The organism is Hathewaya massiliensis (genome assembly GCF_902143515.1).
In the GTDB taxonomy this organism is placed as follows: Bacteria; Bacillota; Clostridia; order Clostridiales; family Clostridiaceae; genus Hathewaya; species Hathewaya massiliensis.
On the sequence record NZ_CABFVD010000002.1, the window covers coordinates 114,910 to 138,954 of the forward strand.

Sequence of the window (24,045 nt, forward strand, 5' to 3'; positions counted from 1 at the left end):
CTTTTTTAAACAATATTTAGGAATAATATATCTATTTTTGTATTTAATATACAACATGGTATAATATACGAGTGTTCTTAATTAAAACCGTTTATAAGGAGAAAAGTATGAGCAAGTTTTCTAATCTTTTAAAAATGCTTCTTCTAATTAATAGTGAAAAAACTATTAAGGCAAAGGAGCTTTCAGAAGTACTTGGAGTAGATGTCAGGATGATAAGAAAGTATAAATCAGACTTAGAAGAGGCAGGATTTCATGTGGAATCTATAAGAGGCAAGGATGGAGGATATTTTATATCTCAAGTGTCAAAGGAGTTATTTCAAAACTTTACAGAACATGATGGTGAAGTATTGAGCTTAGCTAATGAAAATCTTAAGAAATCTAATTTTATATATTCTAAGGAATTTGAAGAGATAGTAGAGAGAATAAATAAAATTCTAAATAAAAACTCTAATATGAGTAACAATATGAATTATTACATAAAAGAATATAAGTCCTCCGCAGAAAATACAGAACAAGCAATAGCATTAAAAATTCATGAGGCCGTTATAAAAAAACGGAAAATCAAAATTCAATATTTTTCCTTAAACTTTGGTATGGTAGAAGAAGTTGTGGCTCCCTATGCTTTATTTAATTATAAATCTTCTATTTATTTTGCAGGGCTTTGCAATGAAAGTGAAGAGATAGAGTATTTTAAACTTACTAGAATTAAAGGAGATATTGAACTTCTTCATGAAGAGTATGAAATACCAAAAGATTTTTCTTTACCTAAATATCTACATGATAATATAGACATCTTCAATGATAAAGAAGTCAATATTAAATTAAAGGTATTTAAACCAACATCTTATATAATTAATGAAAAGATTTGGTCAGAGAATCAAAGAATTACATGGAATGAGGATGAGAGTATAACTTTTGAAGCTTCAATTAAAGGATATGAAGAACTTAAAGCTTGGATACTCTCTATGGGAACTAGTGTTGAGGTGTTAGAACCATCAGAATTAAAAGAAGATATTATGATGGAAATTAATAGGATGAGAGAAATTTATAAAAAACCTCTAGATGATTAATAAATAAGATTACAATACTACAAGCGATTAATAAAGATTATTATAATAATAGCATAAATAAAAAATAAAGATTTTTATACAAATATAAATAATTAATGAAATTTATTATAAAAATAAAAAAATAACATAAAAACTATTTAAATTTTTCTAAAATAGGTTATAATATAATAGCAGGTATGATTAAGCCTTTTAACCTTTACCTGTTAATCTAATTTAATATCAAGTCGTTACCCTATATTTAGCTGTCTTCTTACCCTGGAAGGCAGCATTTTTTTATTTGCGGATATTTCCATAAACAACATATACGAATTTTAAATAGAAACATAGTTACCTATTTAATATATCTATTAGACATAAGATTTTGTAATTTATAAAATAAAGTTATGACTAAATAACGTAATACTGACACTTTTTCAAGGTGATAGTAAAGATTGTTAAGTTTTTGAATAATAAATTCTGAATATATAAAAGTTTAATTCTTCTATAACCTTTGTTAGTACAGAAGATACCTTCTAAGGCATGATAAAGAATTTATTATCTCAATTATTCTATAACACCTATTAGTATAGAAGCTGAAATAGCATTAAAAGAAGGTATGTTGGTAACATTACTCTATAACCCGTGTTAGTATAGAAGTGTAGTTTTTAATCATATAAAGGGGATTCGCATTTAAGGAGGACTTAAGATTATGAACTTTAATAGTATAGATGAAATAAAATTTGGTGTAGTGGATTCTACATTTAAACATATAAAATACGGAAAGGTTCCATATGAAGTTTGGGATAAAAAATCCATAAATTTAACCGTGGCAAAGGGTGAGAAGTTTGCTTTTCAAATATTAATTAGTAGTATGAGAGAGCTTTTCTGTTCCTTAGATAATAATCTTAATATGAGCTGGAAGGGTATAAATCAATATAGAGTTAGGCTTGAAATGAGCATAGCAGGAGAGAATACAGCACAAGAGAGTATAGGAGATACCTTTAAGGATTTAATAGATAATTTTAATATGGCTTTTTTAGGCTATGTAAAAGATGATACTGGAGCTTTAACTAGTGATCCTATTTTAACAGAACCAGGGGTTTTAGTTGAAGCGGGGGTTCCTCAAGCTATATGGGTAGAAGGGGTGATTCCTTACGATTTTAAAGGAGATATGGTAAACTTAGAAGTTCATATTTTTACTGGAGAAGCTTATGAAGATGAAATTAAGGTTCATACTATAAAAGTGCCTATAAAAGTAGTTAATTTTAATTTGCCTTCCTTAAAAGAGTCACAGTTTTTTTTAGATTTATGGCAACACCCAAGCAACTGGGCTAGAACATATAAGGTTCCATTATGGTCAGAGGACCATTTTGTGATTATAGAAAATATGATAAAAGAACTAGCTACCATTGGGGAAAAGGTAATTAGTTGTATAGTTTCAGATTTTCCTTGGGCAGGACAAACTTGTTATGAGTACCCTAAAAATGCTTCTAATTTATATGAATATAATATGGTTAAGGTATTTAAAGATAGCCAGGGAAATATAAAGTGTGATTTTTCACATTTAGATAGATACATAGAAATATGCATGAAACATGGCATAAATAAAGAACTTGATTTTTTTGGACTTCTAGGAAATTGGGAAGGAAGAAGCTTTGGAAATCCTATGCTAGAGGATGGATATAGAGAGCCTATTAGAATTTTTTATAGGGATGAAGAGAGCAGAAGTTTAAAATTTATAAAGACAAAGAAAGACTTTAAGACTTATTTAAATCTTTTATTTACTCATATGGTTGAAAAAGGATGGTGGGACAAGGTAAGAATTATTACAGATGAACCTAATAATCCTGAAGTAGTTTCAGAATGTGAAGACTTTATAAATGAGGCTATAAAAGGGCATGAGGTCTTATATAAAAGTGCTTGTCATGATAAAGAATTTGTAAATAAGTTTAGAGGAAAATTAAAGGATATGTCTTTAAATCTAAAGTTGACTGTTGAAAGTTTTTCAGATTTACAGGAAACTAAGGAGATTATAAATAGCAAAGATGGAACTTTAACCTGGTTTGTATGTTGCGTACCTGAAAGACCTAATAATTTTATATCCTCACCCTTAATAGAAAGCAGAATAATTCCATGGCTTACTTATTATTTTAATTTAGATGGATTTTTAAGATGGGACTATGCAATATGGCCTGAAGATCCTTGGAATGAGCCAAGTTATAAATATCCAAGATGGAAGGCAGGAGATATGTTCTTTGTTTATCCTGGTGCTAATTTAAAGCCTGTTCGTTCAATGAGATGGGAAAATATGAGGTTTGGTATACAGGACTTTGAAATATTTAGACATTTAGAAAATAAGGGGTATAATAAAAAGGAGTTAGTAGAAAAATATCTAATTAATTTACTAGGTAAAAAAGAGGAAATGGAGATTTCCTATGATGCCCCTGTAAAAATGAATTATAGTTTTAACTATGAAGATTATATGAAAGTAAGGGAAGGTTTACTGGAAAAACTAATATAATATCTTCATATAGAATCGGAGGATTTTAAATATGGCAGGTTTAAAATTAATAAACATAAGCAAAGAATATGATAATGGCTTTAAGGCTGTAGATAATTTTAATATAGAAATAGAAGATAAGGAGTTTATAGTCCTAGTAGGACCTTCAGGGTGTGGAAAATCCACTACTTTAAGAATGATAGCAGGGCTTGAAGATATATCTTCTGGAGAATTATATATAGGTGATAAGCTTGTAAATCATGTAGAGCCTAAGGATAGAGATATAGCAATGGTGTTTCAAAATTATGCCCTATATCCTCATATGACTGTCTTTGAAAACATGGCATTTGGACTTAAATTAAAGAAAAAAGATAATGCATATATAAAAGAAAAAGTTGAGGAAACAGCTAAAATACTAGGAATTGAAGAATTATTAAAGAGAAAGCCAAAGGAATTATCAGGAGGACAAAGACAGAGAGTGGCCTTAGGAAGAGCCATGGTTAGAGAACCTAAGGTGTTTTTAATGGATGAACCTCTATCAAACTTAGATGCAAAACTTAGAGTTCAAATGAGAACGGAATTAAGCAAACTTCATCAAAAACTTAAAACTACATTTATATATGTAACCCATGATCAAACAGAAGCCATGACCATGGGATCAAGAATAGTAGTTATGGAAGAAGGAAAAATTCAACAAATTGCAGATTCAGAAACCATATATAATAAACCTGCAAATAAATTTGTGGCTTCCTTTATTGGATCCCCTCAAATGAACTTCTTAAAAGTAAATATAATAGAAGAAGAGCTTAAAGCATCTAAAGAAGGTAATCCTTCAAAAGAAGAAAAAACAAAAGTATTTGCAGAATTTAATTCCTTTAAAATAGAGATAAATGAGGAAAACTCAAAAGTGTTAAAAGAAAAGTCCTATATAGGCAAAGAAATGATTTTAGGCATAAGACCAGAAGATCTTTATCTATGTGACTCTAATAATTTAAACACAGAAGATGCCTTAGAAGCTACAGTAGAAGTTAAGGAAATGCTAGGCTTTGAAGCTTACTTATACTTAAACTTATTTGGAGAAAGCATAGTAGCTAGAGTATCTCCAGAGGTTAAATCTAAGCCTAATGATAAGGTAAAACTAGGACTTAACAAGGAAAAGATTCATTTATTTGATACGGAAACAGAGGAGAGAATAAGTAGATAACCTTAGTAAGAATATATAGAAAAACTCCTATGATGGATACAAGGGTAAAAATCATAGGAGTTTTTTGAGTTTAGTATACTTTATTTTTTTGTTTATATTAAAAGAAGGTGTTAATTAAGCTTCAACATTTGATTCTTTATTAGCTTCATTTTCATCACTGTTTTCAAAGGATCTATTGTATTTGTCAGTGAATACAAAAAGTATGATTAAAGATGCTATAACATACATTACGGAAGTAATATAGTAAGCATAGCTATATCCACCGTCTAATTTAAATAAGAATGACTTACCAAATATTCCTGCAACTATGGAGCATAATCCAGTAGTTATAAATATCATGGAGTTATAGGCTGGTCTATAATCCTTTTCTACAAATTCCATTGGCAAGGAGTTACTTACAGGCCAAGCTGCATTCATAAATCCAGATCTTAAGAAGAATGAAACTGTAACTACAGGAGTCATTAAAGGTCCAAAAGCTTTACCATTACAGATAAATAACATAAATGGAACAGAAGCTAGGGATAAGTAACCTAAAGCTTTAACTTGTCCAAATTTTTTAACAAGCCAAGGTGAGAACATTATAAATATAACTATAGCCGCATATTGTAATGTGGATATTGTTGAAACTGTAGATCTGTTTATGCCTAGTTTTCCTAAGAAGATAGAAATATAAGGCATAATTAAGGAAGAACCTAATCTTATAAATATTATATATACAAGGAATAAAATAACATATTTATTAGAGAAAACTTTCATATCAAACTTCTTCTTACTCTTAGTGTTATCCTTTTCTACAGTTCTATAATCTGAAGGAGTCTCCTTTATAAAGAATACAGGTAAAAAAGCAAGAACACCTAATGCAATACACATAAATAACAGATCTTTATGTGCTAATAAGTATGCAGATTTTTGAAGTGAACTTAATGCGTCCACATTTTCAGTAAGCTTTTTAGCAGCGCTGAAGGTTTCACCTATTCTATTTGAAAATCTCCAAACTATAACATCTCCACCTAGCTTTGTGGTTACAACCATTCCAAGTACATTTAGATATAAAGCTCTTGAAAAGAATTTTTGCCTATTCTCTCCAGTGGTGTAAGAGGTTAAATATGGTGATAAAATAGCTTCAAATAAAGAAATAGCAAGTAAAACCCCTAAAATAGCAAAAGTAACTAAAGTCTCATTATTAGACACAGTTGTTAGAAAAAATGACAGAATTGTGGCTATAGCTGAAAAGGATATAAGAACTTTATAACCTAGCTTAGGAATTAATAAAATAATAATGGCAGCAATAAAAGTACTCGCTCCTAAGTATAATGAAAATCCCGCAGCTACAGAAGCCGAAATCTCTTGAGCATAAGTAGCCATAGCATCATAAGCTATACCACTAATTGCACCAGAGAAAAAGAACGTGACAATGAATAACCAACTATTTTTCTTGTACCTTTCTAGAGTTGCCTCATTTGACATAGAATCACCCCATATTAATATTTGAATATTCAGTAAATATTCCCCTAAACCTCACATTATAATTTAAAAAATATAAAAATTATACCAATAAATAAATATAAGGGTAATATATACTAATATTATTATAATTATATATTAATTTTATTTTATGTTCAAACAAAAAATACTAAAAAATACATTATATTTAATATAATGACTAAAGTATATGAATATAAAAATGAAACGTATGAAAATGCAACATATAAAAATATGTGTGTAGGGCTAATGCTATATTTTAAGTAAAATAAATATTGTATAATTAAAATATGTAGATTAAGATATTATAAAATCTTAGTCTTATAATATCATTGACAATTACAGTAAGTTTAATATATAGTATAGGTGATAGATTTCAAGAAAAGTGAGGTATTTTTGTGAGTGTTTAGTATCTAAAATAGTTAATTTAATATTAATTCCAAAATATAGGGGGTATATACCTTTTATTTGTTGTGGAATTAATTCGTACTATTAAAGATACAAGTCCACGAATTTACTTTAAAGAGGTAATATATTTACCTTTCTTAGTTGTTGAATTTTAAGCTGTGGAAGTATCCATGGCTTTTTTTGTTATACAAAAATAGAAATCTATCAGGATTTCGTTGACTTGTAATGTAATTAAAATAAGGTAAGGGAGTATAATTAATATGAACAAAACAACATTAGAAAAATTACATTACTATGAGCTAAAAGAAATAATAAAAGCATATTGCATTAGCGGATTAGGAAAAATGTTAATTGATAAATTAGAACCAAGTAGCAATATGAAAGTTGTAAATCAAAGATTAAATGAAACATCAGAAGGAAGAGCATTAATAGATGCCTCTTATAATATTCCTCTAAAAGGTATTTTTAATATTTTACCGCTTATTGATAAGGTTGAAAAAGGAGCATTTTTAGAAGCTGAGGATTTAACTATGATATCAAATTTTTTAAGAGGATGCAGAAAGGTTAAATCATTTATAAAGGATAAAGAGGGATATGCCCCTATATTAAGTGCTTATGGTGAAAATATTTCTGATTTAAGCTACATTGAGGATGAAATAAACATTTCAATTAGAGGAAGTATGATAGATTCCAATGCTACGAAAGAACTGAAAAAAATAAGAAGGCATATTGATATATGTGAAAGTAAGATAAAAGAAAAACTAGATAGATTCCTTAAAAATCATGAAAATAAAGAATATATTCAAGAATTTTTTATTAGCCAGCGCAATGGAAAATACACCATTCCTATTAAGGCAGCATATAAAAATAGAGTTAAAGGCACCATTGTTGAAACTTCTTTAAAAGGAACCACTGTCTTTATAGAACCAAATGTTATTTCTAAATATACAAGTGAATTAAGCATACTAAAAGTAGAAGAAAGTATTGAAGAGTATAAAATATTAGGCATTTTAACTAATATGATTTCAGAAAGAATATTAGATATAAAGATGAATATTGATGTTATATCTGAATATGATATGATTTTGGCAAAAGCTAAATATAGCAAAGAAATAGATGGAATTAAACCTAAAGTAAATGACTATGGATATATTAAAGTAATTAAAGGCAAATATCCTTTAATTAAGAATAGTGTACCCTTAGATTTTGAAATTGGTGAAAGTTATAGAGGGCTAATAATAACAGGACCAAATGCAGGAGGGAAAACAGTAGTATTAAAGACAATTGGTTTATTAACATTGGCAACACAATCTGGATTTCACATTGGAGCTGCAGATGGAACGGAGATTTCAATATTTAATAATATATTTGTTGATATAGGTGATAATCAAAGTGTTGAAAATGCTTTAAGTACATTTTCATCACATATAAAAAATCTAGCTGAAATAATAAGAAAAAGTACAAAATCAACACTATTATTGTTTGATGAAATTGGTAGTGGGACAGAACCAAATGAAGGATCGGCTTTAGCTATTGCCATACTAGAGGAATTATATCATAAAGGGTGTATAACCGTAGCAACTACACACTATGGAGAAATAAAGAACTTTTCACAAGAACACCCCCATTTTGAAAGTGCAGCCATGGAATTTGAAAAGGAAACTCTTGAACCATTATATAGACTTAGTATAGGAAAAGTGGGACATAGCAATGCACTATATATTTCAAAAAAGATGGGACTAAGTGATTCAATTATTAGTAAAGCAAAAAAATATATAGATACTAAAAACTATAATTATAATTTAATAACAGATAGCAAGATTACTAAAAATAAGCAAGTGCAAGTAACAGAAAATTTATATGAGTATTCTGTGGGAGATAAAGTTATTCTTTTAGAAAATAATGATTCAGCCATTGTATATAAGGAAAGAGATAGATTAAATAATGTAACAATACTATATAACAATGAATTTATAGAAGTTAATTATAAGAGAATTAAACTAGCTTTAAAGGCAAGTGAACTTTATCCAGCTGGCTATGATTTAACTCAATTATTTGTAAGTTATAAAGAAAGAAAATTGGAAAGAGATATTGAAAGAGGATCTAAAAAAGCGCTAAAAAAATTAAGAAAAGAGAGTTCAAGATCACCTAAATAATAGTTTGTACAAATAATAAATAAAGAGAATCCTACGATGATGTGGATTCTCTTTATTTTTAAGTTTTTAGCATAGAGTACAGTTAACTAAGAAAATCCAATTGACTTAAAAATTGATAGAGGATAATAAGTTAAATATGATATAATTATATAAATATTACAAATATATAGAAAAGTTTAATTAGGTTTTCTTTCTTATGAGCTAGAGAATATAGTAGCAAAGAAACTTTACGCATTTTTTGCTTTTGGGGAAACTTATGCACTTAATGCAAGGTTAAATAAAAAAGTGTGGATTTGAATTTTCTCAAATATCTGAAAGTGCAACATTAACATATATGGGGTTCATAAAGGCACGATTAGAAGGACATAGATAATACTTCATATTTTTCTTACATTGTGATATATGAGGGGAGAAACAATTTATTAAATAGAAATTTAGCATGGTGCCTTAATTTCTATTTGTTTATGTTTGAAAAAGGAGGAGAGGTATAGTGGAAAACAAAATTGTTTATAGTTCGGAAGAAGATACTGAATTTATTCATTCGAGACTACGTGAATACAACAGAAAATACATGAGTGACTTTGATGATTATAATTTTCATATTGAAAAAGACGGTAAAATAATTGCAGGAATTGTTGCTGCTAGTACTTTTGATACATTAGAGGTGGAATTCCTTTTTGTAGATGAAAACCATCGTGGAAAAAACCTTGGGACTGAACTGCTGAAACATGCTGAAAACACTGCAAAAATGCACGGATTAAAAAGAATCCTGTTAAATACATATAGTTTTCAGGCTCCTAAATTTTATAAAAAACATGGTTATTCTGAACTTTTTAAAATTGATCCTTGCTTTGGGGAATTCAGTCAGTCATATTTCATTAAAAACTTGTAAACCAATTGATATTATGAGCATCATCAAATTTCAAAAGGTAGAAGTGATATATAAACAAGTAAATAGGAATTTGTAGGAGGAATTGATATGGACAAATTTCAAATCGGACTTCTAACAATTAGTTTAGCGACCTTATTAATTTTTATTATTTATACACTAGTAAATGAAGAGAAGTCATCTAAGTGGTTTAAGTGGTACAACCAAATGGATAGTGAAGAACAGAAAAAATATAATCCTATAATTGCTGTCCATAAATTGAAAAGAGTACTTTTTTTAATAGTATTGGTTGGAGTTTCTGGATTTTTTATATCATTCTATATTTCCTCAATTTCTATAGTTACATTTGCTTTAATTTTTATCATACTCCTTGTTTCTATACGATATTTGGGATCAAGAGGGTGTAAGATTAAGAAGTGAATTAGATAGGGGAATCTATATATAAAATACTACCTGGGGTTATGGAAAATACATTTTTGTAAGGTTATTATTATACGGTATATTGTGGGAATATTAAGAATTGGAAATGGTTGGGGGAATTTTAGGATAAAAAAATATCTAAAACAGATTTAAAATGTTTTATGGGCTTTATAATACTATGTAGGTAGCTAGTGGTAATTTCTTTAGCAAGCTAAATAGTGATTTAGATCACTGATTATTTATATAACAGGAAAAAAAGGGGGAAAAACATGAAATACGTTTGTACATTGATTGCAGTTAAAGATATTGAGAAATCAAAAAAATTCTATTATGACATATTAGGGCAAGAAGTCATTATGGACTTAGGTGCCAATGTGACATTAACAGGTGGATTTGCTTTGCAAACTTCAGATAGTTGGGAAAATTTTATACACAAAAGCCATGAGGAAATAGCTTATGGTAACAACGATGCAGAGCTGTATTTTGAAGAAGACGACATGGATAGCTTTGTACAAAAGTTAGGAAAGTTTGACATTAAATATGTTCATCCATTAAAGAAACATTCTTGGGGGCAACGTGTTGTGCGATTCTATGATTTAGATAAGCATATTATAGAGGTTGGAGAAAATATAGCTGTTGTTGCAAAACGATTTATTGATAACGGAATGACAGTAGAACAAACTGCTATTCGAATGGACGTTCCAATAGAATATATCAAATCCTTATTAAAGTAAGAAGTCCTTATTCTTTAGGGGAAATTCTTATCCAGATATGTAGCCGCTCTTTTCTCTCATTTTGAAGAAAAGCAGAGAGTCCAAATCTTCGATTTGGTAGGAATTGCTTTCACAGAGTGCGATGGGAGTATTAGAGCGGATAAGCATATCTAAGTTATTATTTAATTGGAATATATATGTCAAATTCTCCATTGCTCATGAATCTATCATCGTATAATTCTAGTTGAGGTCTATAATCTACTTCATGTCCTGAGGCTGGAAGCCAATTTGCAAATATATTGTTGTAAAAATCACATAAATCTTTTAAATCACCTTGATAGGTGTACACAAGATACTTACCACCTGGAACATTTTTAGTTATCATATCTTCTGGTACATCCTTAAAACTATCTACTTCTGCACAAGCAGTATAGTGAAATCTATCTTCTGAATCTGGTGCATCATCACATATGCCATAGCAAAACATAGATTTACTTTTTTGATTTATATCTTTGTAACGTTGGTTAAATACGTGCCAAAGATTTGTGATTTCTCCCTTTTTGTTATTCCCAAAGTAAGTTAGGCCTACAGCTTTGAAGCCTTCAATAGTTAATATTTTTCCTTCCATAATTATTATCTCCCTTCAACTGTTTTGTATATTAATTATATCAAGCAATCCTTGACAACATTATGTCAGGAATTTAATTAACATTATATAAAGTTGAAATTTTATTGATTTTTTGTAGTATAAACTCTCTAAGTTGTAAGGGCTCTAAAACCTCTATTCTGTCACTAAGAGGGAAAATTACATTGCAGGCAGTTTCAAAACTTATCATATCTATATCATAAATCCAGTAATTTTCTGCTTTCATAGAAGAATGTATGTAGAAACCATCAAGAAGTTTTTTCTTTTCTTCATAGAATTTAATTTTTACAATATAAGTATTATGTTCTATTTTAAATGAGGACTGTGCAGCAAATTGTTGTTTGCTTTTTTCCCAAAAATCTTCTAAAGAAAAATTCTGAGGCATATTAAAACTTTCATTTAGCACTTCAATAGTTTCAATTCTACTACATTTAAAAACTCTAATTTCATTTTTTAGTTCACAAAAACCTACCACATACCACTGAGAATTTTTTACTACTACCCCATAAGGTCTTATAATTCTTTCTGATATTTCTGCATCATATTTTTTATAGTGCATTTTTATCTTTTGCAAGTTTAGTACTGATTTTTTTATTATATCTATGTATTTATTATGAGTCTTTTTGCCCCACCAAGGTTCTGAATCAATAAAAAATCTTTCTTTAGCTTTAATAATTTCTTCTTTATGTTCCTTTGAAAGACTATTTTCAAGCTTAATAACAGCATTTTGTAGTTGCTTTGATGTTTCTGTATTTTTTTCTGGTTTAATACCCATACTTGAGAGTAAAAGATTAACAACATCTCCACGCTCTAAAATATTTGAATTGATTTTATAATTCTCCATAAAAGAGTATCCCCCATTGGGACCTGAAATTGACATAATAGGAATACCAGCTTCACATAATATATCAATATCTCTGTATATAGTTCTTTCAGAGGTTTCAAGTATCTTAGCTAAATTTCCTGCTTTCATTGTTCCTCTTGAATCTATTAACATAATAATTCCTAAGAGTCTGTGAAGTCTCATAAGGCGTACACTCCTATTCTTATTTTTTAAAGGTTAAAAATAGTATATATGAAAATATGATTTTATTAAAGACTTGGCATTGGATATTTTACATATAACTATTTTATATCTGAATTTTTGTGTTTTGACAATATAGGAAAAGAATCACTACCATTTCTATGATAATATATATTTAACCTGCGGGAAGAGATTAATCTTAGGGAGGGGGTAGGGACTATAGATTATATAAATTTAATACAAAATACTATAGATTATATAGATGAAAATATTACTAAAAAGATTACTGTTAAGGAACTTGCTGATATTTCAGGATTTTCAACTTATCATTATTATAGGATATTTCATAGCTTTGTTGGTATGCCTGTTATGGAATATGTAACTAGAAGAAAACTTCAATATAGTATTTTTCATTTAAGCAATGGAGAAAAAGTGCTGGATATAGCTTTAGAATATGGTTTTGAAACGCACTCGGGGTTTACAAAAGCTTTTAAAAAGTATTTTGGCTATTCACCTAACTATTATAGGATACATGCACCAGAGGGGTTTCCACAGAGGATAAATTTAGTAAATTTAAAACAGAATAGGGTTGGAGGTATTGTAATGGAACCTAAAATAATTAATAAAGATGCCTTTAAGATAGTTGGTTATAAGTTTGATACTACATTAAGGGGCAATGCTCATTCTAGAGATATCCCTGCCTTTTGGGATGAATGTGATACTGAAGGAAAAGAAGCGAAACTATATGCAACTCAAAAGCCACCTAAGCATGGAGAATATGGAATCTGTATTAATACAAATATTGAAACAGATGAATTTTCTTATGTATTAGGTGTAGAGGTAGATAATTTTCATAATGCGCTGGAAGAAATGTACAAGCTAGAAGTACCAGCGGCAAATTATGCAGTTTTCACAACTCCAGAAGTATATGATGAAGATTTTGTTAGTAGTATAAAAGGTACTTGGAAATATATTTTGGAAGAGTGGTTTCCTAATTCAGGATATGAAATTGATGGAAGCAAACTGGATTTTGAATTATATGATGAGCATTGCCATCCTTGGGAATATGAAAAACTAAGCATGAATATTTATATACCAATAATTAAGAAAGAAAAATAGCAGATTATCAGAGGGTTATAGGATAAATCAAGAAAGGGGATAAAAGATGTTGAGTTATTATGGTAGGTTGTCTTCAGAAGTATATGATATGGATAAGCCTATAGGGCATTCTTTTGGAGATGTAGAATTTTATATGAGTAGATTAGAATCTTGTGGAGGACGTATTCTTGAGCCTGCAACAGGAACTGGACGCATATTAATTCCTCTTTTAGAAAAGGGGTTAAATGTTGATGGATTCGATGTTTCGAAAGATATGTTAAATATATGCGAGAATAATTGTAAAACAAGAGGTTTAAATCCTAAGCTTTTTGAGGCAAAGATGGAGTCTTTTTCACAAGACACCACATATGATGCCATTATAGTACCAACGGGAACCTTCCTTTTGCTCCATAAGAGGGAAGATTCCATAAAAGCATTACAAAATTTTTATAAGAATTTATCTAATGGTGGTAGATTAATTCTTGATATATTTTTGCAAACTGATATTTCAATAGGTACAGTTTCCACAAGAACCTTTGAATATTCTAATGGAGATATAATTACATTAGAAAATAAAGTTGTAGAAGTTGACTATATAAATCAGTATACTATTTCCCACCATAGATATGAAAAGTGGCGCCAAGGGGTACTTCTTCAAACTGAAATGGAGTGTTTCCCATTAAGGTGGTATGGGGTAGAAGAATTTAAATTAATACTTGAAAGCATAGGCTTTAAGAATATTGTGATTTCTTCAGGGTATAAATTTGGGGAATATCCATCAAATTCTGAGGAGGTAATTACCTTTGAAGCTGTGGCTATTAAGTAAATACTAATTGAACCACACTTAGAGTCTGCAAGTGAAGAACATTATTGTTTAAACAGAGAGAAAATAATTGAGGTGTTTATTTTGAACTATAGATTACTTAAAAAGTCAGAACTTAAATTATTAGATGAAATTGATAGAAGAGAAATAGTAGATGAAGTTTATTATTTTAAAGATAATAAACTTGAGATAGTGAATGAGTTTTATAATATTGAAGGCTGGAATTTAAAAGACTTAAATGACTATATTAATAGATTAAAAGATATACATGATAGAAATGGAACTATATATGGTGCATTTTGTGATAATAAGATAATAGGTTTAGCAGCCTTGGAAAGTAAGTTTATAGGAGAAAATAATGATCAACTTAAACTTGATATGCTGTATATAAGCCATAACTATCGTAAAAAAGGTGTAGGCAAAAAATTAATCAATTTACTTTCTGAAAGAGCAAAGGAACTGGGAGCCAAAAGTTTATATATCTCTGCTACACCATTTAAAAATACAGTGGATTTTTATTTTGTTATGGGTGCAAGATTAACAAAGAAAATAAATAAAGATTTATATGAATTAGAACCTTATGATATACACATGGAATTAGAATTATGATGTCATATGTATTAAATAGAAAATGAAGTACCTTATATAGAAATGGATTTTAAGATATTAAGAGAGAAGTTCTAAGGAGCATGAGAATTATTTAACATGCTTTTAGTACTATTTATGGAATATTACTCTATAACATCCTATATCTTATGGGGAAATATATTTAATTATAACATTAGGGGGACTTATGTTTAAAGAATTAAGAAATTCAAAAAGACAATTACAAGATCATGATTTAGAAAGAATACTAAATGAGGGTGAATATGGAGTTTTAGCTACCATAGGAGAAAATCAATACCCATATTCTACACCTCTAAGCTATGTGTATATAAATAATTCTCTATATTTTCATGGTGCTTCAGAGGGGCATAAACTTAAGAATATTAAATTAAATGAAAAAGTTTCTTTTTCTGTAGTGCAAGGAACAGAGATATTACAAGAGAGGTTTACTACAAAGTATGAAAGTGTAATTATATTTGGAAAGGCGTCAACTGTAGTAGATGAAGAAGAAAAAAGAACCGCTCTTATGGCATTTATAGATAAATATTCTCCTGATTTTAAAAAAGAAGGAGTAGAATATATAAATAGAGCAGCTTCAAAGACTAATATTGTAAAAATAACTATTGATCATGCAACAGCTAAAGGAAATCGATAATGGTGAGAAATCTGTTAAGTAAATATGGAAGAGAGATAATTTGTCGTATTTTATATTAAAATTTATCCATTAAAATAGTCCCACCCTCCTTTCGAATGAATATCATAATACTGAAAGGAGCTGATTTTTAAAATGGAATTAGAAAGAAAACATCATTGCGAGGATATGCATTCAATGAACTCAATGAACTCAATGCATGAAAAATGTAAGAGGAATATGCACTATCACGCTGTTTTTACAATGAAAGATGGAAGAAAATTTGATGGGATTATTTTAAAGGTAGAAAATGACTATGTTTATGCACTTATGGGTGAAGAGGTAATGGAGCACGAAGATAAGAGTAATCAAGATGGATATGATAAATGTAATGAATACCGACAATTTAATCAGTTTGGTGGAGGAAGAAGGTTTAGACGTTTTGTACCTAGAAGATTTCCAATTGGTTCTTTAATTGCATTATCCCTACTATCTTATCCACCATATCCTTACTACTATCCATATTATTATCCTTACATCTGGTAGATTAGTAGAAGGATATGTGTATCCTTCCTAGATTATTAGTTGGGAATACTTAGTTAATAAACAAAGTTTTGGTTTTACAGGGTTTTTTACTCAAACTAAAGCTTATTAACGACTTCTAAGGAGTTTTACCCCTTAGAAGTCGTTATCCTTTAAGGGAAATCCCTATCTTAAACTCTCTCTTTGAGATTCAATGTCTTAAGGGGGGAGTATTTTATTATGTGAAATTCCATGATTTATTCTAATTAATGAAGCATTGAATTCTACTCAAAATACTTATTTTTAATTATATTAGGAAGAGTTTAATTTTAGATAAGAATAAATTTACTGTTTTAACAGGACAGAACATGGGTAAAATTACATATTGACAAGTAGATTAATAGTGATAAAATATATTTCATACACGAAATATCCATTAACGAAATATATGTGCGTGAAATATTTTTCTAGGTATATATGAATTAAGTAGAAATTATTATTCAGGTGAATAGATGCTCTTTTTACTGCTTTGAAGAAAAGCAGAGAATCAAAATCTTCAATTTGGTAGGAATTGCTTTCATAGAGTGCGAGAGGAGTATTAGAGAACTTAGTTATCGAATAAAGAAGAGAGGGGAGATAAATAGTGGAATCTAGCAGTACAGGGGCTGAAGTAGCAAGGTTATTTTTTGAAGTAAGTAAAAATTTAAAGCAGTGTGCACATAAGAGTTTTGAGGATGTTGGTATAACTATTCCACAAAGCATGGTTATTAGAACATTAATTAATTTTGGAGAAATGAAAATTACCGAGTTAAGCAGTAAGGTTAATTTATCCAATAGCACAGTTTCTGCCATAGTTGATAGGCTAGAAAAACAGGGATTGGTTATGAGAAGAAGAAGTGAAGAGGATAGGAGAATTGTTTTTGTAAATGTAACTGCAAAGGTTGAGGAACTTTATAAAGGAATTCACAGAGAAATAGGAGAAAATTTTGAGGAATTACTTAGTGCAGGAACTACGGAGGATATGGAAAAAATAATTGAAGGTTTAAATACCTTAAAAAGAGTTTTAGATGATAAAAGTGAATAAGTAAAAGATAAAAGAGAGGGAGTTTTTATGCTAAAACTATATAGATTTTTAAAACCATATACAGTTATGGTCATAGGCGTAGTATTTTTTGTAGCATTGCAAACCTTAGGAGACCTTTATTTGCCAACTTTAATGTCGGATATAATTAACAATGGAGTTATGCAAGGTGATACAAATAAAATACTTCACATTGGTGGATTAATGCTTTTAGTTGCTGGTGCTGGGGCTCTTTGTTCCATTATTGCTAGTTTTATGTCAGCAAAGTCAGCCATAGGTTTAGGAACTATTCTAAGAAGTAAGGTTTTTAGAAGGGTTGAGAGTTATTCATTAAATGAGTTTAATAAAATAGGTACTGCAACTCTTATTACAAGAACTACAAATGATATTAACCAAATTCAAATGGTTACAGTTTTGATAATGCGTATGATGATTAGTGCTCCAATTATGGCTGTTGGCGGTATTTTCATGGCTCTTAAGAAGGATAAACCTCTTACTCTAGTATTGGCAGTTGCAATACCTGTGCTTGCTGCTGTGGTTGCATTTATTGCATCTAAAATGATACCTCTTTTTAAATTGGTACAGGTAAAGATTGATAAGATTAATCTTGTCCTACGTGAAAAGCTTATTGGTATAAGGGTAATCCGTGCTTTTAATACAGTGGAACGTGAAAAGAAGCGTTTTGATGAGGCTAATGTTGATCTTACAAATAACTACATTAAGGTAAATAGAATTATGGCTTTTATGATGCCTTCTATTATGCTGATTATGAATTTTACTTCCCTAGCAGTTCTTTGGTTTGGTAGCATACGTATAAGTGAATCTAGTATGGATTTAGGTGCCCTTGCTGCGTTTACTCAATATGCTATGCAAATAATGATGTCCATGTTAATGCTTTCTATGATGTTTATTATGGTTCCGCGTGCTCAAGCAGCTGCAGTAAGAATTAATGAGGTTTTAGATACTGTACCTGAAATAACTGATGCAGAGGAGACAAAGGATTCCTTTACTGGTAAGGGATATATAGAGTTTGAAAATGTAACATTTGGTTACCAAGAGGCAGAAGAACCAGCTCTTAAAAATATAAGTTTTTCAGCAAAACCTGGTGAAGTAACTGCTATTATAGGAAGTACGGGTTCTGGTAAGTCTACCTTAGTAAACTTAATTCCAAGATTTTATGATATAGATAGTGGAAGTATTCTTGTAGATGGGGTAGATGTTAGAGAGATATCACAGGAAGACCTTCACAGCAAAATTGGGCTTGTACCACAAAAGGCTATTTTATTCTCAGGAACCATAGCTGATAATATTAAATTTGGTAATAAGAGTGCAACTGAAGAGGAAATAAAGCATGCTGCTGAAATTGCACAGGCAACAGAGTTTATATCCAATATGGAGGGAGGCTTTGACTACCAAATTGCTCAAGGAGGTACCAATGTTTCCGGTGGGCAAAAACAGCGTCTTTCTATAGCTCGTGCCATAGTTAGAAAGCCTGAGATATATATTTTTGATGATAGTTTTTCAGCCCTTGACTTTAAAACTGATGCAAAATTAAGAGCTGAATTGAAAAAGGAAACTAAAGAATCTACTGTAATTATTGTTGCTCAAAGAGTAGGAACTGTTATAGATGCTGATAGAATTATAGTTCTAAATGAAGGACGTATGGTTGGAATGGGAACTCATAAGGAATTATTAGATACCTGTGATGTATACCGTGAAATTGTGTCTTCACAGCTTTCAGAGGAGGAATACCATGAGTCAAGAGAGAGTAAATAGAAATAATAGAGCAACGGGCAACGGAAAAGGTGGTCATATGGGAGGCATGGGGGGACCTGTAGAAAAAGCAAAGGACTTTAAAGGTACATTAAAAAGACTGATTGCTTATTTAAAACCTCATAGAATTAATTTAATTATTGTATTGATATTTGCTATTGCAAGTACTTCCTTTACCATAGCTGCACCTAAAATATCTAGTAAAGCCATGAATAAATTGCAGGATACTTATATGACTCGTAAAATGATTTCACAATTATCAAAGGGGCAAAATGAAGCAGTAGATAAAATAAAGAAAAGCATGGCAGATATGAATAATATAAATAAGGCTAATATAAATAAGCCTAATACTCCTAAAGGTTCACAAACACAAATGGACCCTGAAAGTATGAAGGCAGTTCAGAATTTTTTAGCGCTTCCTAAGTTAGATTCATTAAAGAATCCAGAGGAGAAGGCTGATGTATGTAAAAAGATTTTAGATTACAGTAAAAAGATGCAAAACACCCCGGGAGAGGGAACAAAAAATCCAAAGGACAATGTAAAGTTAACTGATGAACAGATAAATTCAGTTATTAAAGCCATAAGAGAAACCAATGGAGAATATGATTTCCACTACATTGGAGTAATTGTTTTGATACTAATGGGCATGTATGTAATAAGTTCAATTTTTAGCTTAATTATGGGCCTTGTAATGTCTGGAGTTTCTCAAAAAACCGTAAGAGATTTAAGAAGAGAAGTAGATGATAAACTTTCTAGACTTCCACTAAAGTATTTTGATCTACATCCTCATGGAGATATATTAAGTCGTGTTACTAATGACGTGGATACTATATCAACCACATTGCAACAAAGTTTAACACAGGTACTTACAGCTATTATCACTATTATTGGTTATATCATTATGATGCTTACAATAAGCCCTGTACTTACACTAATTGTAATAGCAACACTACCATTATATGTTGCAACTACTGCAACTATTGCAAAAAAATCTCAAAAACACTTTATAGCTCAACAAAAGGAGCTAGGTGCTTTAAGTGGACATGTAGAAGAAATGTATACAGGACATAAAGTAGTTAAAGTCTTTGGTCATGAGAAGGATTCAATAGAGGAATTTGAAGCTATAAATAAAAGACTTCAAAACGCAGGTTGGAGAGCCCAATTTGTATCTGGTATCATGTTCCCAATGATGAACTTTATAAGCAATATAGGATATGTAGGTATCAGCATAGTTGGTGGCATTTGGATTACAAAGAGCTTATTAGGACTAGGAGATATACTAGCATTTATCCAATATTCAAGATCCTTTACTATGCCAATTGTTCAAACTGCCAACATAGCAAATGTTATTCAATCAACAGTTGCCTGTGCTGAACGTGTATTTGAAATAATCGATGAAGAGGAAGAGATTGCTGATATCAGTGATGCAATAGTACTAGAAAACCCAAGAGGAGAAGTTAAATTTGAACATGTAAATTTCCAGTACAAAGAAGATGTACCTCTTATTAAGGATATGAATTTAGAAGTAAATAAGGGAGATACCATTGCTATTGTTGGGCCAACAGGGGCAGGTAAAACAACCTTAGTTAACCTATTAATGCGTTTTTATGAGATAAATTCAGGTAAAATAAGCATAGATGATGTTGATATTAGAGACATTAAGCGTAGTGAATTGCGCAAAATCTTTGGTATGGTGCTTCAAGATACATGGCTTTATAATGGAACCATTAAAGATAACATAGCCTATGGAAAAGAAACAGCAACCTTTGAAGAAATAGTAAGTGCAGCAAAAGCAGCTCATGCAGATCACTTTATAAGGACATTACCTGAAGGCTATGATACAGTTCTTAACGAAGAAGGAACCAATATATCACAAGGACAAAAACAACTTCTAACCATTGCACGTGCCATACTTGCAGACCCAAGAATTTTAATTCTTGACGAAGCTACAAGTAGTGTTGACACAAGAACAGAAGTATTAATTCAAAAAGCAATGGCTAACCTTGCGAAAGGTAGAACAAGTTTTGTCATAGCTCACAGACTTTCTACCATACGTGATGCAAAACTTATTTTAGTTATGAACAACGGAAGCATAATAGAAACAGGAAATCATAAAGAATTAATCAAAAAAGGTGGTTTCTACGCAGACCTTTACAACAGCCAATTTTCAGGGGGAAGCATAGAAGGAGAGGCTATTTAAAAAAAATAAAGCATATTTTTAGCTGTAGGAAAGTAGTTTTTCCTACAGCTTTTATAAAGATTTTATAGTAAAATTGTATATAAATTTTATTATTGTTTATTCAATTTTAACTACGTTGCCTATTAATCTCACATTATCATTATCAACAACTATTCCATCACCATCTTTGCAAACATAAACTACTGTGTTATTAAGTCTTGCATAACTCCTAACTGAATTTAACGATTCTTCTGTTCCATCCCAGTGAGGCATAAACTCAAAATCAACAAGATTTAAAGCGCTATTATTTTGTATTCCTATAATATTTTCATCACCATCTTTACCATGGCCTGCTATTTCAATTGTTTTTGTCATAAGGATACTTCCTGCACTGACACCTATGAGAACTCCACCCTTACTCACATAAGATTGTAAATTTTCTATAAGACCTCTTTTCCTTAACAGATGAAGAAAGTAAAAGGTATTACCACCAGAAAGATGTATAGCATCAAATTTAAAAATATCAAAAATCTTTAATTCATCATATTCTAAATCCAAATCAAAATATTGTATATTTTCAATTCCTAATGATTTATAATATTCTACTTTGGGATTAAAATACTTTCTTGATAAATCTGAGCAGGATGGTATATATGCAATTGAAGGGTTTTTCTTATTAAATAAATTCAAAAGTTCATTATCAACTTTCCTATTTTCTTCTATCAATTGGTCACTATATAATATTAATTTTGCCATTGTTATATCCCCCATTTATCCATGTTACTAGATTTGTATAAAATTACAATATGTTAATTTTATTATACACTATATAATTTCAGAACTACAGATATTTTACATAGTTTAAATATGATATAATAAAAATAAGAAATGTAGAAAATAAATCCATTAATCATGTTTAAAATAATATTATTAGGAGTGGTCAAAATATGTAATTAAGAATTAAATAAGGATTTAAAATTTTTTAATGGTGTTATATAAGGAGATGTTGATTAATGGATTTAAAGTGGAATTTAGATAATATTTATACTTCTTTTGAGTCTGAAAATTTTAAAAATGATATGAATAAACTTAAAAAATATATAGATGCTATAAATGAATTTGACGTTGCTAATTGGGAAAAAGATGAAAATTATTTTTCTAAAATTGAAGAGTTTTTAGAACTTAATAACGAATACAAAAAAATATATTCAAAGGTATCTTCATATGCATATTTAATTATGAGTGTTGATTCACAGAATGTACAAGCGATTAATATTTTAGATGATATTGAAGATAGAGATTCAGAACTTACGGAAGTTTTCGTAAGATTTAGCAGATGGCTTGGGGAACTTAAAGATTTAGATAAAATAATAGGGGGTTCTACATACCTTTCACAGCACCAATTTTATCTTAAAGATCTTTTGTTAAAGTCAGAATATTTGTTAAGTGAAAAAGAAGAATTAATTATTTCTAAAATGCAAAGTACAGGGGCAAGGTCATGGGAGAGACTTTACATGGAATTAATATCTACAACTACAGAGGATATTAATGTTAATGGTATAGTTGAAAGTTTAACGCTTTCAGAACTTAGAAATATGGCATATTTAGAAGACGGGTCTTTAAGAAAAACAGCTTATTATAAAGAAGCTGTTTTATGTAAAGGTATATCGCAAGTTTGTGCTAAGTGTATAAATGGAATTAACAAGGAAGCACTTGCTATTTATCAAATGAGAGGATATAAATCACCCTTAGAGAAAGTTCTTATTAATTCAAGAATGGATTTTAAAACTTTGAATGCTATGATGTCAGCTATAGAAGAAAGTTTACCAATATTTCGTAAATATTACTTAAAAAAAGCCGAGATATTAGGATATAAGTCTAAGCTTCCTTTTTATGATATTTACGCACCTGTTGGGCATAGTAACATGAAAATATCTTATAAAGATGCTAAGAATTTAATAGTATCCAGTTTTAAAACTTTTAGTGAAAAACTTGCTTGTTTTTCAAAAATGGCTTTTGAGGATAAGTGGATTGATGCAGAACCTAGAAAAGGTAAAGGTAATTTCGGGTTGTCAGTAGATATTTTCCCACTAAAAGAAAGTAGGATAATTACTAACTTTGGTGGAAACTATATTGATATAAGTATATTAGCCCATGAGATTGGCCATGCATATCATAGTTCTAATCTTTTTAATGAAACAATGTTAAATACAGAATACCCAACACCAATTGCAGAAACAGCTTCAATTTTTTGTGAAACCATAGTAAACAATGAACTTCTAAAGACACTATCAAATAATGAGGCTTTGTTAATTTTAGAGAGAAGTATTTCTGATGCTGCATATTATATAGTGGATTTTTATGGAAGATATTTATTTGAAAATGAATTATTTAAAAGAATGGAATTCGGTTCATTGTCTATTGAAGAATTAAATGAATTAATGGTTCAATGCATGAGAAAGTCTTATGGGGATAGCGTTGAAATTGAAACTATCCACCCTTATATGTGGATGAACAAGGTAGGGTATTTTATGACTGGTAATGAGTTTCTAAACTTTCCATATTCATTTGGAGTATTATTCTCAAAAGGATTGTATGCAGAATATATAAAAAAGGGAGAAACTTTTGCAAAGCAGTATGATAAGTTTTTAAGTGAGACAAGCAGAAATAATATTGTGGATGTTGCAAAAATACTAGATATAGATGTTCAATCAATAGATTTTTGGAGAAATTCATTAAAGCTTATTGAAAAAGATATTGAAAAATTTATTGATATAGTCTAAAATCCATGGACAATTTAGAAAAAGAAATGTTTGTTTTGAGTTGTAAAGAATAAGTGCA

The 24,045-nt window shown here is 29.8% G+C and carries 20 protein-coding genes; 16 read left to right on the top strand and 4 right to left on the bottom strand.

The window, feature by feature from the left end; genetic code table 11:
* Nucleotides 1–107: 107 nt before the first annotated feature.
* The 3 genes from FNZ64_RS05770 (at nt 108) to FNZ64_RS05780 (ending at nt 4,753) form a co-directional block, all read left to right on the top strand.
* Entirely contained in the window at nt 108–1,070 is a 963-nt protein-coding gene (locus FNZ64_RS05770; RefSeq protein ID WP_142413908.1) for a helix-turn-helix transcriptional regulator, read from the top strand.
* 688 nt (nt 1,071–1,758) lie between these two features.
* Nucleotides 1,759–3,570, top strand: a complete 1,812-nt coding sequence (locus FNZ64_RS05775) for a DUF4091 domain-containing protein (protein WP_142413909.1) — start codon at nt 1,759–1,761, stop codon at nt 3,568–3,570.
* Nucleotides 3,571–3,601: 31 nt separating this feature from the next.
* The gene (locus tag FNZ64_RS05780; protein ID WP_142413910.1) at nt 3,602–4,753 is read left to right on the top strand and encodes an ABC transporter ATP-binding protein; all 1,152 of its coding nucleotides are present in this window, start codon (nt 3,602–3,604) and stop codon (nt 4,751–4,753) included.
* 114 nt (nt 4,754–4,867) lie between these two features.
* Here the strand turns inward: FNZ64_RS05780 and FNZ64_RS05785 are convergent, their stop codons facing one another.
* Nucleotides 4,868–6,220, bottom strand: a complete 1,353-nt coding sequence (locus tag FNZ64_RS05785) for an MFS transporter (protein ID WP_142413911.1) — start codon at nt 6,218–6,220, stop codon at nt 4,868–4,870.
* Nucleotides 6,221–6,903: 683 nt separating this feature from the next.
* Here FNZ64_RS05785 and FNZ64_RS05790 point away from each other — a divergent pair.
* The 4 genes from FNZ64_RS05790 to FNZ64_RS05805 all read left to right on the top strand — a co-directional run bounded on the left by FNZ64_RS05790 (nt 6,904) and on the right by FNZ64_RS05805 (nt 10,842).
* Nucleotides 6,904–8,799, top strand: coding sequence for an endonuclease MutS2 (locus FNZ64_RS05790; protein WP_142413912.1), 1,896 nt, complete (start codon nt 6,904–6,906; stop codon nt 8,797–8,799).
* 490 nt (nt 8,800–9,289) lie between these two features.
* A complete protein-coding gene (locus FNZ64_RS05795; RefSeq protein ID WP_185903692.1) occupies nt 9,290–9,691 on the top strand; it encodes a GNAT family N-acetyltransferase in 402 nt (133 codons plus the stop codon).
* An 87-nt stretch (nt 9,692–9,778) separates the two neighbouring features.
* Nucleotides 9,779–10,108 carry a hypothetical protein gene (locus FNZ64_RS05800; RefSeq protein WP_142413914.1) on the top strand — a complete coding sequence of 110 codons (330 nt, stop codon included), beginning with the start codon at nt 9,779–9,781 and terminating at the stop codon, nt 10,106–10,108.
* Nucleotides 10,109–10,377: 269 nt separating this feature from the next.
* Nucleotides 10,378–10,842: a VOC family protein gene (locus FNZ64_RS05805; RefSeq protein WP_142413915.1), complete on the top strand. Its 465-nt coding sequence runs from the start codon at nt 10,378–10,380 to the stop codon at nt 10,840–10,842.
* Between the two features lie 157 nt (nt 10,843–10,999).
* On the opposite strand, the gene FNZ64_RS05810 is transcribed toward FNZ64_RS05805, so the two are convergent.
* Together FNZ64_RS05810 and FNZ64_RS05815 are read right to left on the bottom strand one after the other, a co-directional pair.
* On the bottom strand, nt 11,000–11,449 hold the full coding sequence (locus tag FNZ64_RS05810) for a GyrI-like domain-containing protein (protein ID WP_142413916.1): 450 nt from the start codon (nt 11,447–11,449) through the stop codon (nt 11,000–11,002).
* A 73-nt stretch (nt 11,450–11,522) separates the two neighbouring features.
* The gene (locus FNZ64_RS05815; protein WP_142413917.1) at nt 11,523–12,494 is read right to left on the bottom strand and encodes a helix-turn-helix transcriptional regulator; all 972 of its coding nucleotides are present in this window, start codon (nt 12,492–12,494) and stop codon (nt 11,523–11,525) included.
* Between the two features lie 267 nt (nt 12,495–12,761).
* Between FNZ64_RS05815 and FNZ64_RS05820 the strand changes: the two genes are divergently transcribed.
* From FNZ64_RS05820 to FNZ64_RS05860, 8 genes are all read left to right on the top strand, one after another.
* A complete protein-coding gene (locus FNZ64_RS05820; protein ID WP_243129221.1) occupies nt 12,762–13,610 on the top strand; it encodes an AraC family transcriptional regulator in 849 nt (282 codons plus the stop codon).
* Nucleotides 13,611–13,656: 46 nt separating this feature from the next.
* Entirely contained in the window at nt 13,657–14,415 is a 759-nt protein-coding gene (locus FNZ64_RS05825) for a class I SAM-dependent methyltransferase (RefSeq protein WP_142413919.1), read from the top strand.
* A gap of 81 nt (nt 14,416–14,496) precedes the next feature.
* Nucleotides 14,497–15,021 (top strand): GNAT family N-acetyltransferase, encoded by a 525-nt coding sequence (locus FNZ64_RS05830; protein WP_142413920.1) that lies wholly within the window; start codon nt 14,497–14,499, stop codon nt 15,019–15,021.
* 184 nt (nt 15,022–15,205) lie between these two features.
* A complete protein-coding gene (locus FNZ64_RS05835) occupies nt 15,206–15,673 on the top strand; it encodes a pyridoxamine 5'-phosphate oxidase family protein (RefSeq protein ID WP_142413921.1) in 468 nt (155 codons plus the stop codon).
* Nucleotides 15,674–15,805: 132 nt separating this feature from the next.
* Nucleotides 15,806–16,195, top strand: coding sequence for a hypothetical protein (locus FNZ64_RS05840; RefSeq protein WP_243129209.1), 390 nt, complete (start codon nt 15,806–15,808; stop codon nt 16,193–16,195).
* A gap of 619 nt (nt 16,196–16,814) precedes the next feature.
* Nucleotides 16,815–17,255: a MarR family winged helix-turn-helix transcriptional regulator gene (locus FNZ64_RS05850; RefSeq protein WP_142413923.1), complete on the top strand. Its 441-nt coding sequence runs from the start codon at nt 16,815–16,817 to the stop codon at nt 17,253–17,255.
* A gap of 27 nt (nt 17,256–17,282) precedes the next feature.
* On the top strand, nt 17,283–19,028 hold the full coding sequence (locus tag FNZ64_RS05855) for an ABC transporter ATP-binding protein (protein WP_142413924.1): 1,746 nt from the start codon (nt 17,283–17,285) through the stop codon (nt 19,026–19,028).
* A complete protein-coding gene (locus FNZ64_RS05860; protein ID WP_142413925.1) occupies nt 19,006–21,225 on the top strand; it encodes an ABC transporter ATP-binding protein in 2,220 nt (739 codons plus the stop codon). Before FNZ64_RS05855 ends, FNZ64_RS05860 begins: the two co-directional genes overlap by 23 nt.
* A gap of 96 nt (nt 21,226–21,321) precedes the next feature.
* Here the strand turns inward: FNZ64_RS05860 and FNZ64_RS05865 are convergent, their stop codons facing one another.
* The gene (locus FNZ64_RS05865; protein WP_142413926.1) at nt 21,322–21,960 is read right to left on the bottom strand and encodes a Type 1 glutamine amidotransferase-like domain-containing protein; all 639 of its coding nucleotides are present in this window, start codon (nt 21,958–21,960) and stop codon (nt 21,322–21,324) included.
* Between the two features lie 257 nt (nt 21,961–22,217).
* Here FNZ64_RS05865 and FNZ64_RS05870 point away from each other — a divergent pair, with 257 nt between their 5' ends.
* A complete protein-coding gene (locus FNZ64_RS05870) occupies nt 22,218–23,987 on the top strand; it encodes a M3 family oligoendopeptidase (RefSeq protein WP_142413927.1) in 1,770 nt (589 codons plus the stop codon).
* Nucleotides 23,988–24,045 lie beyond the last annotated feature (58 nt).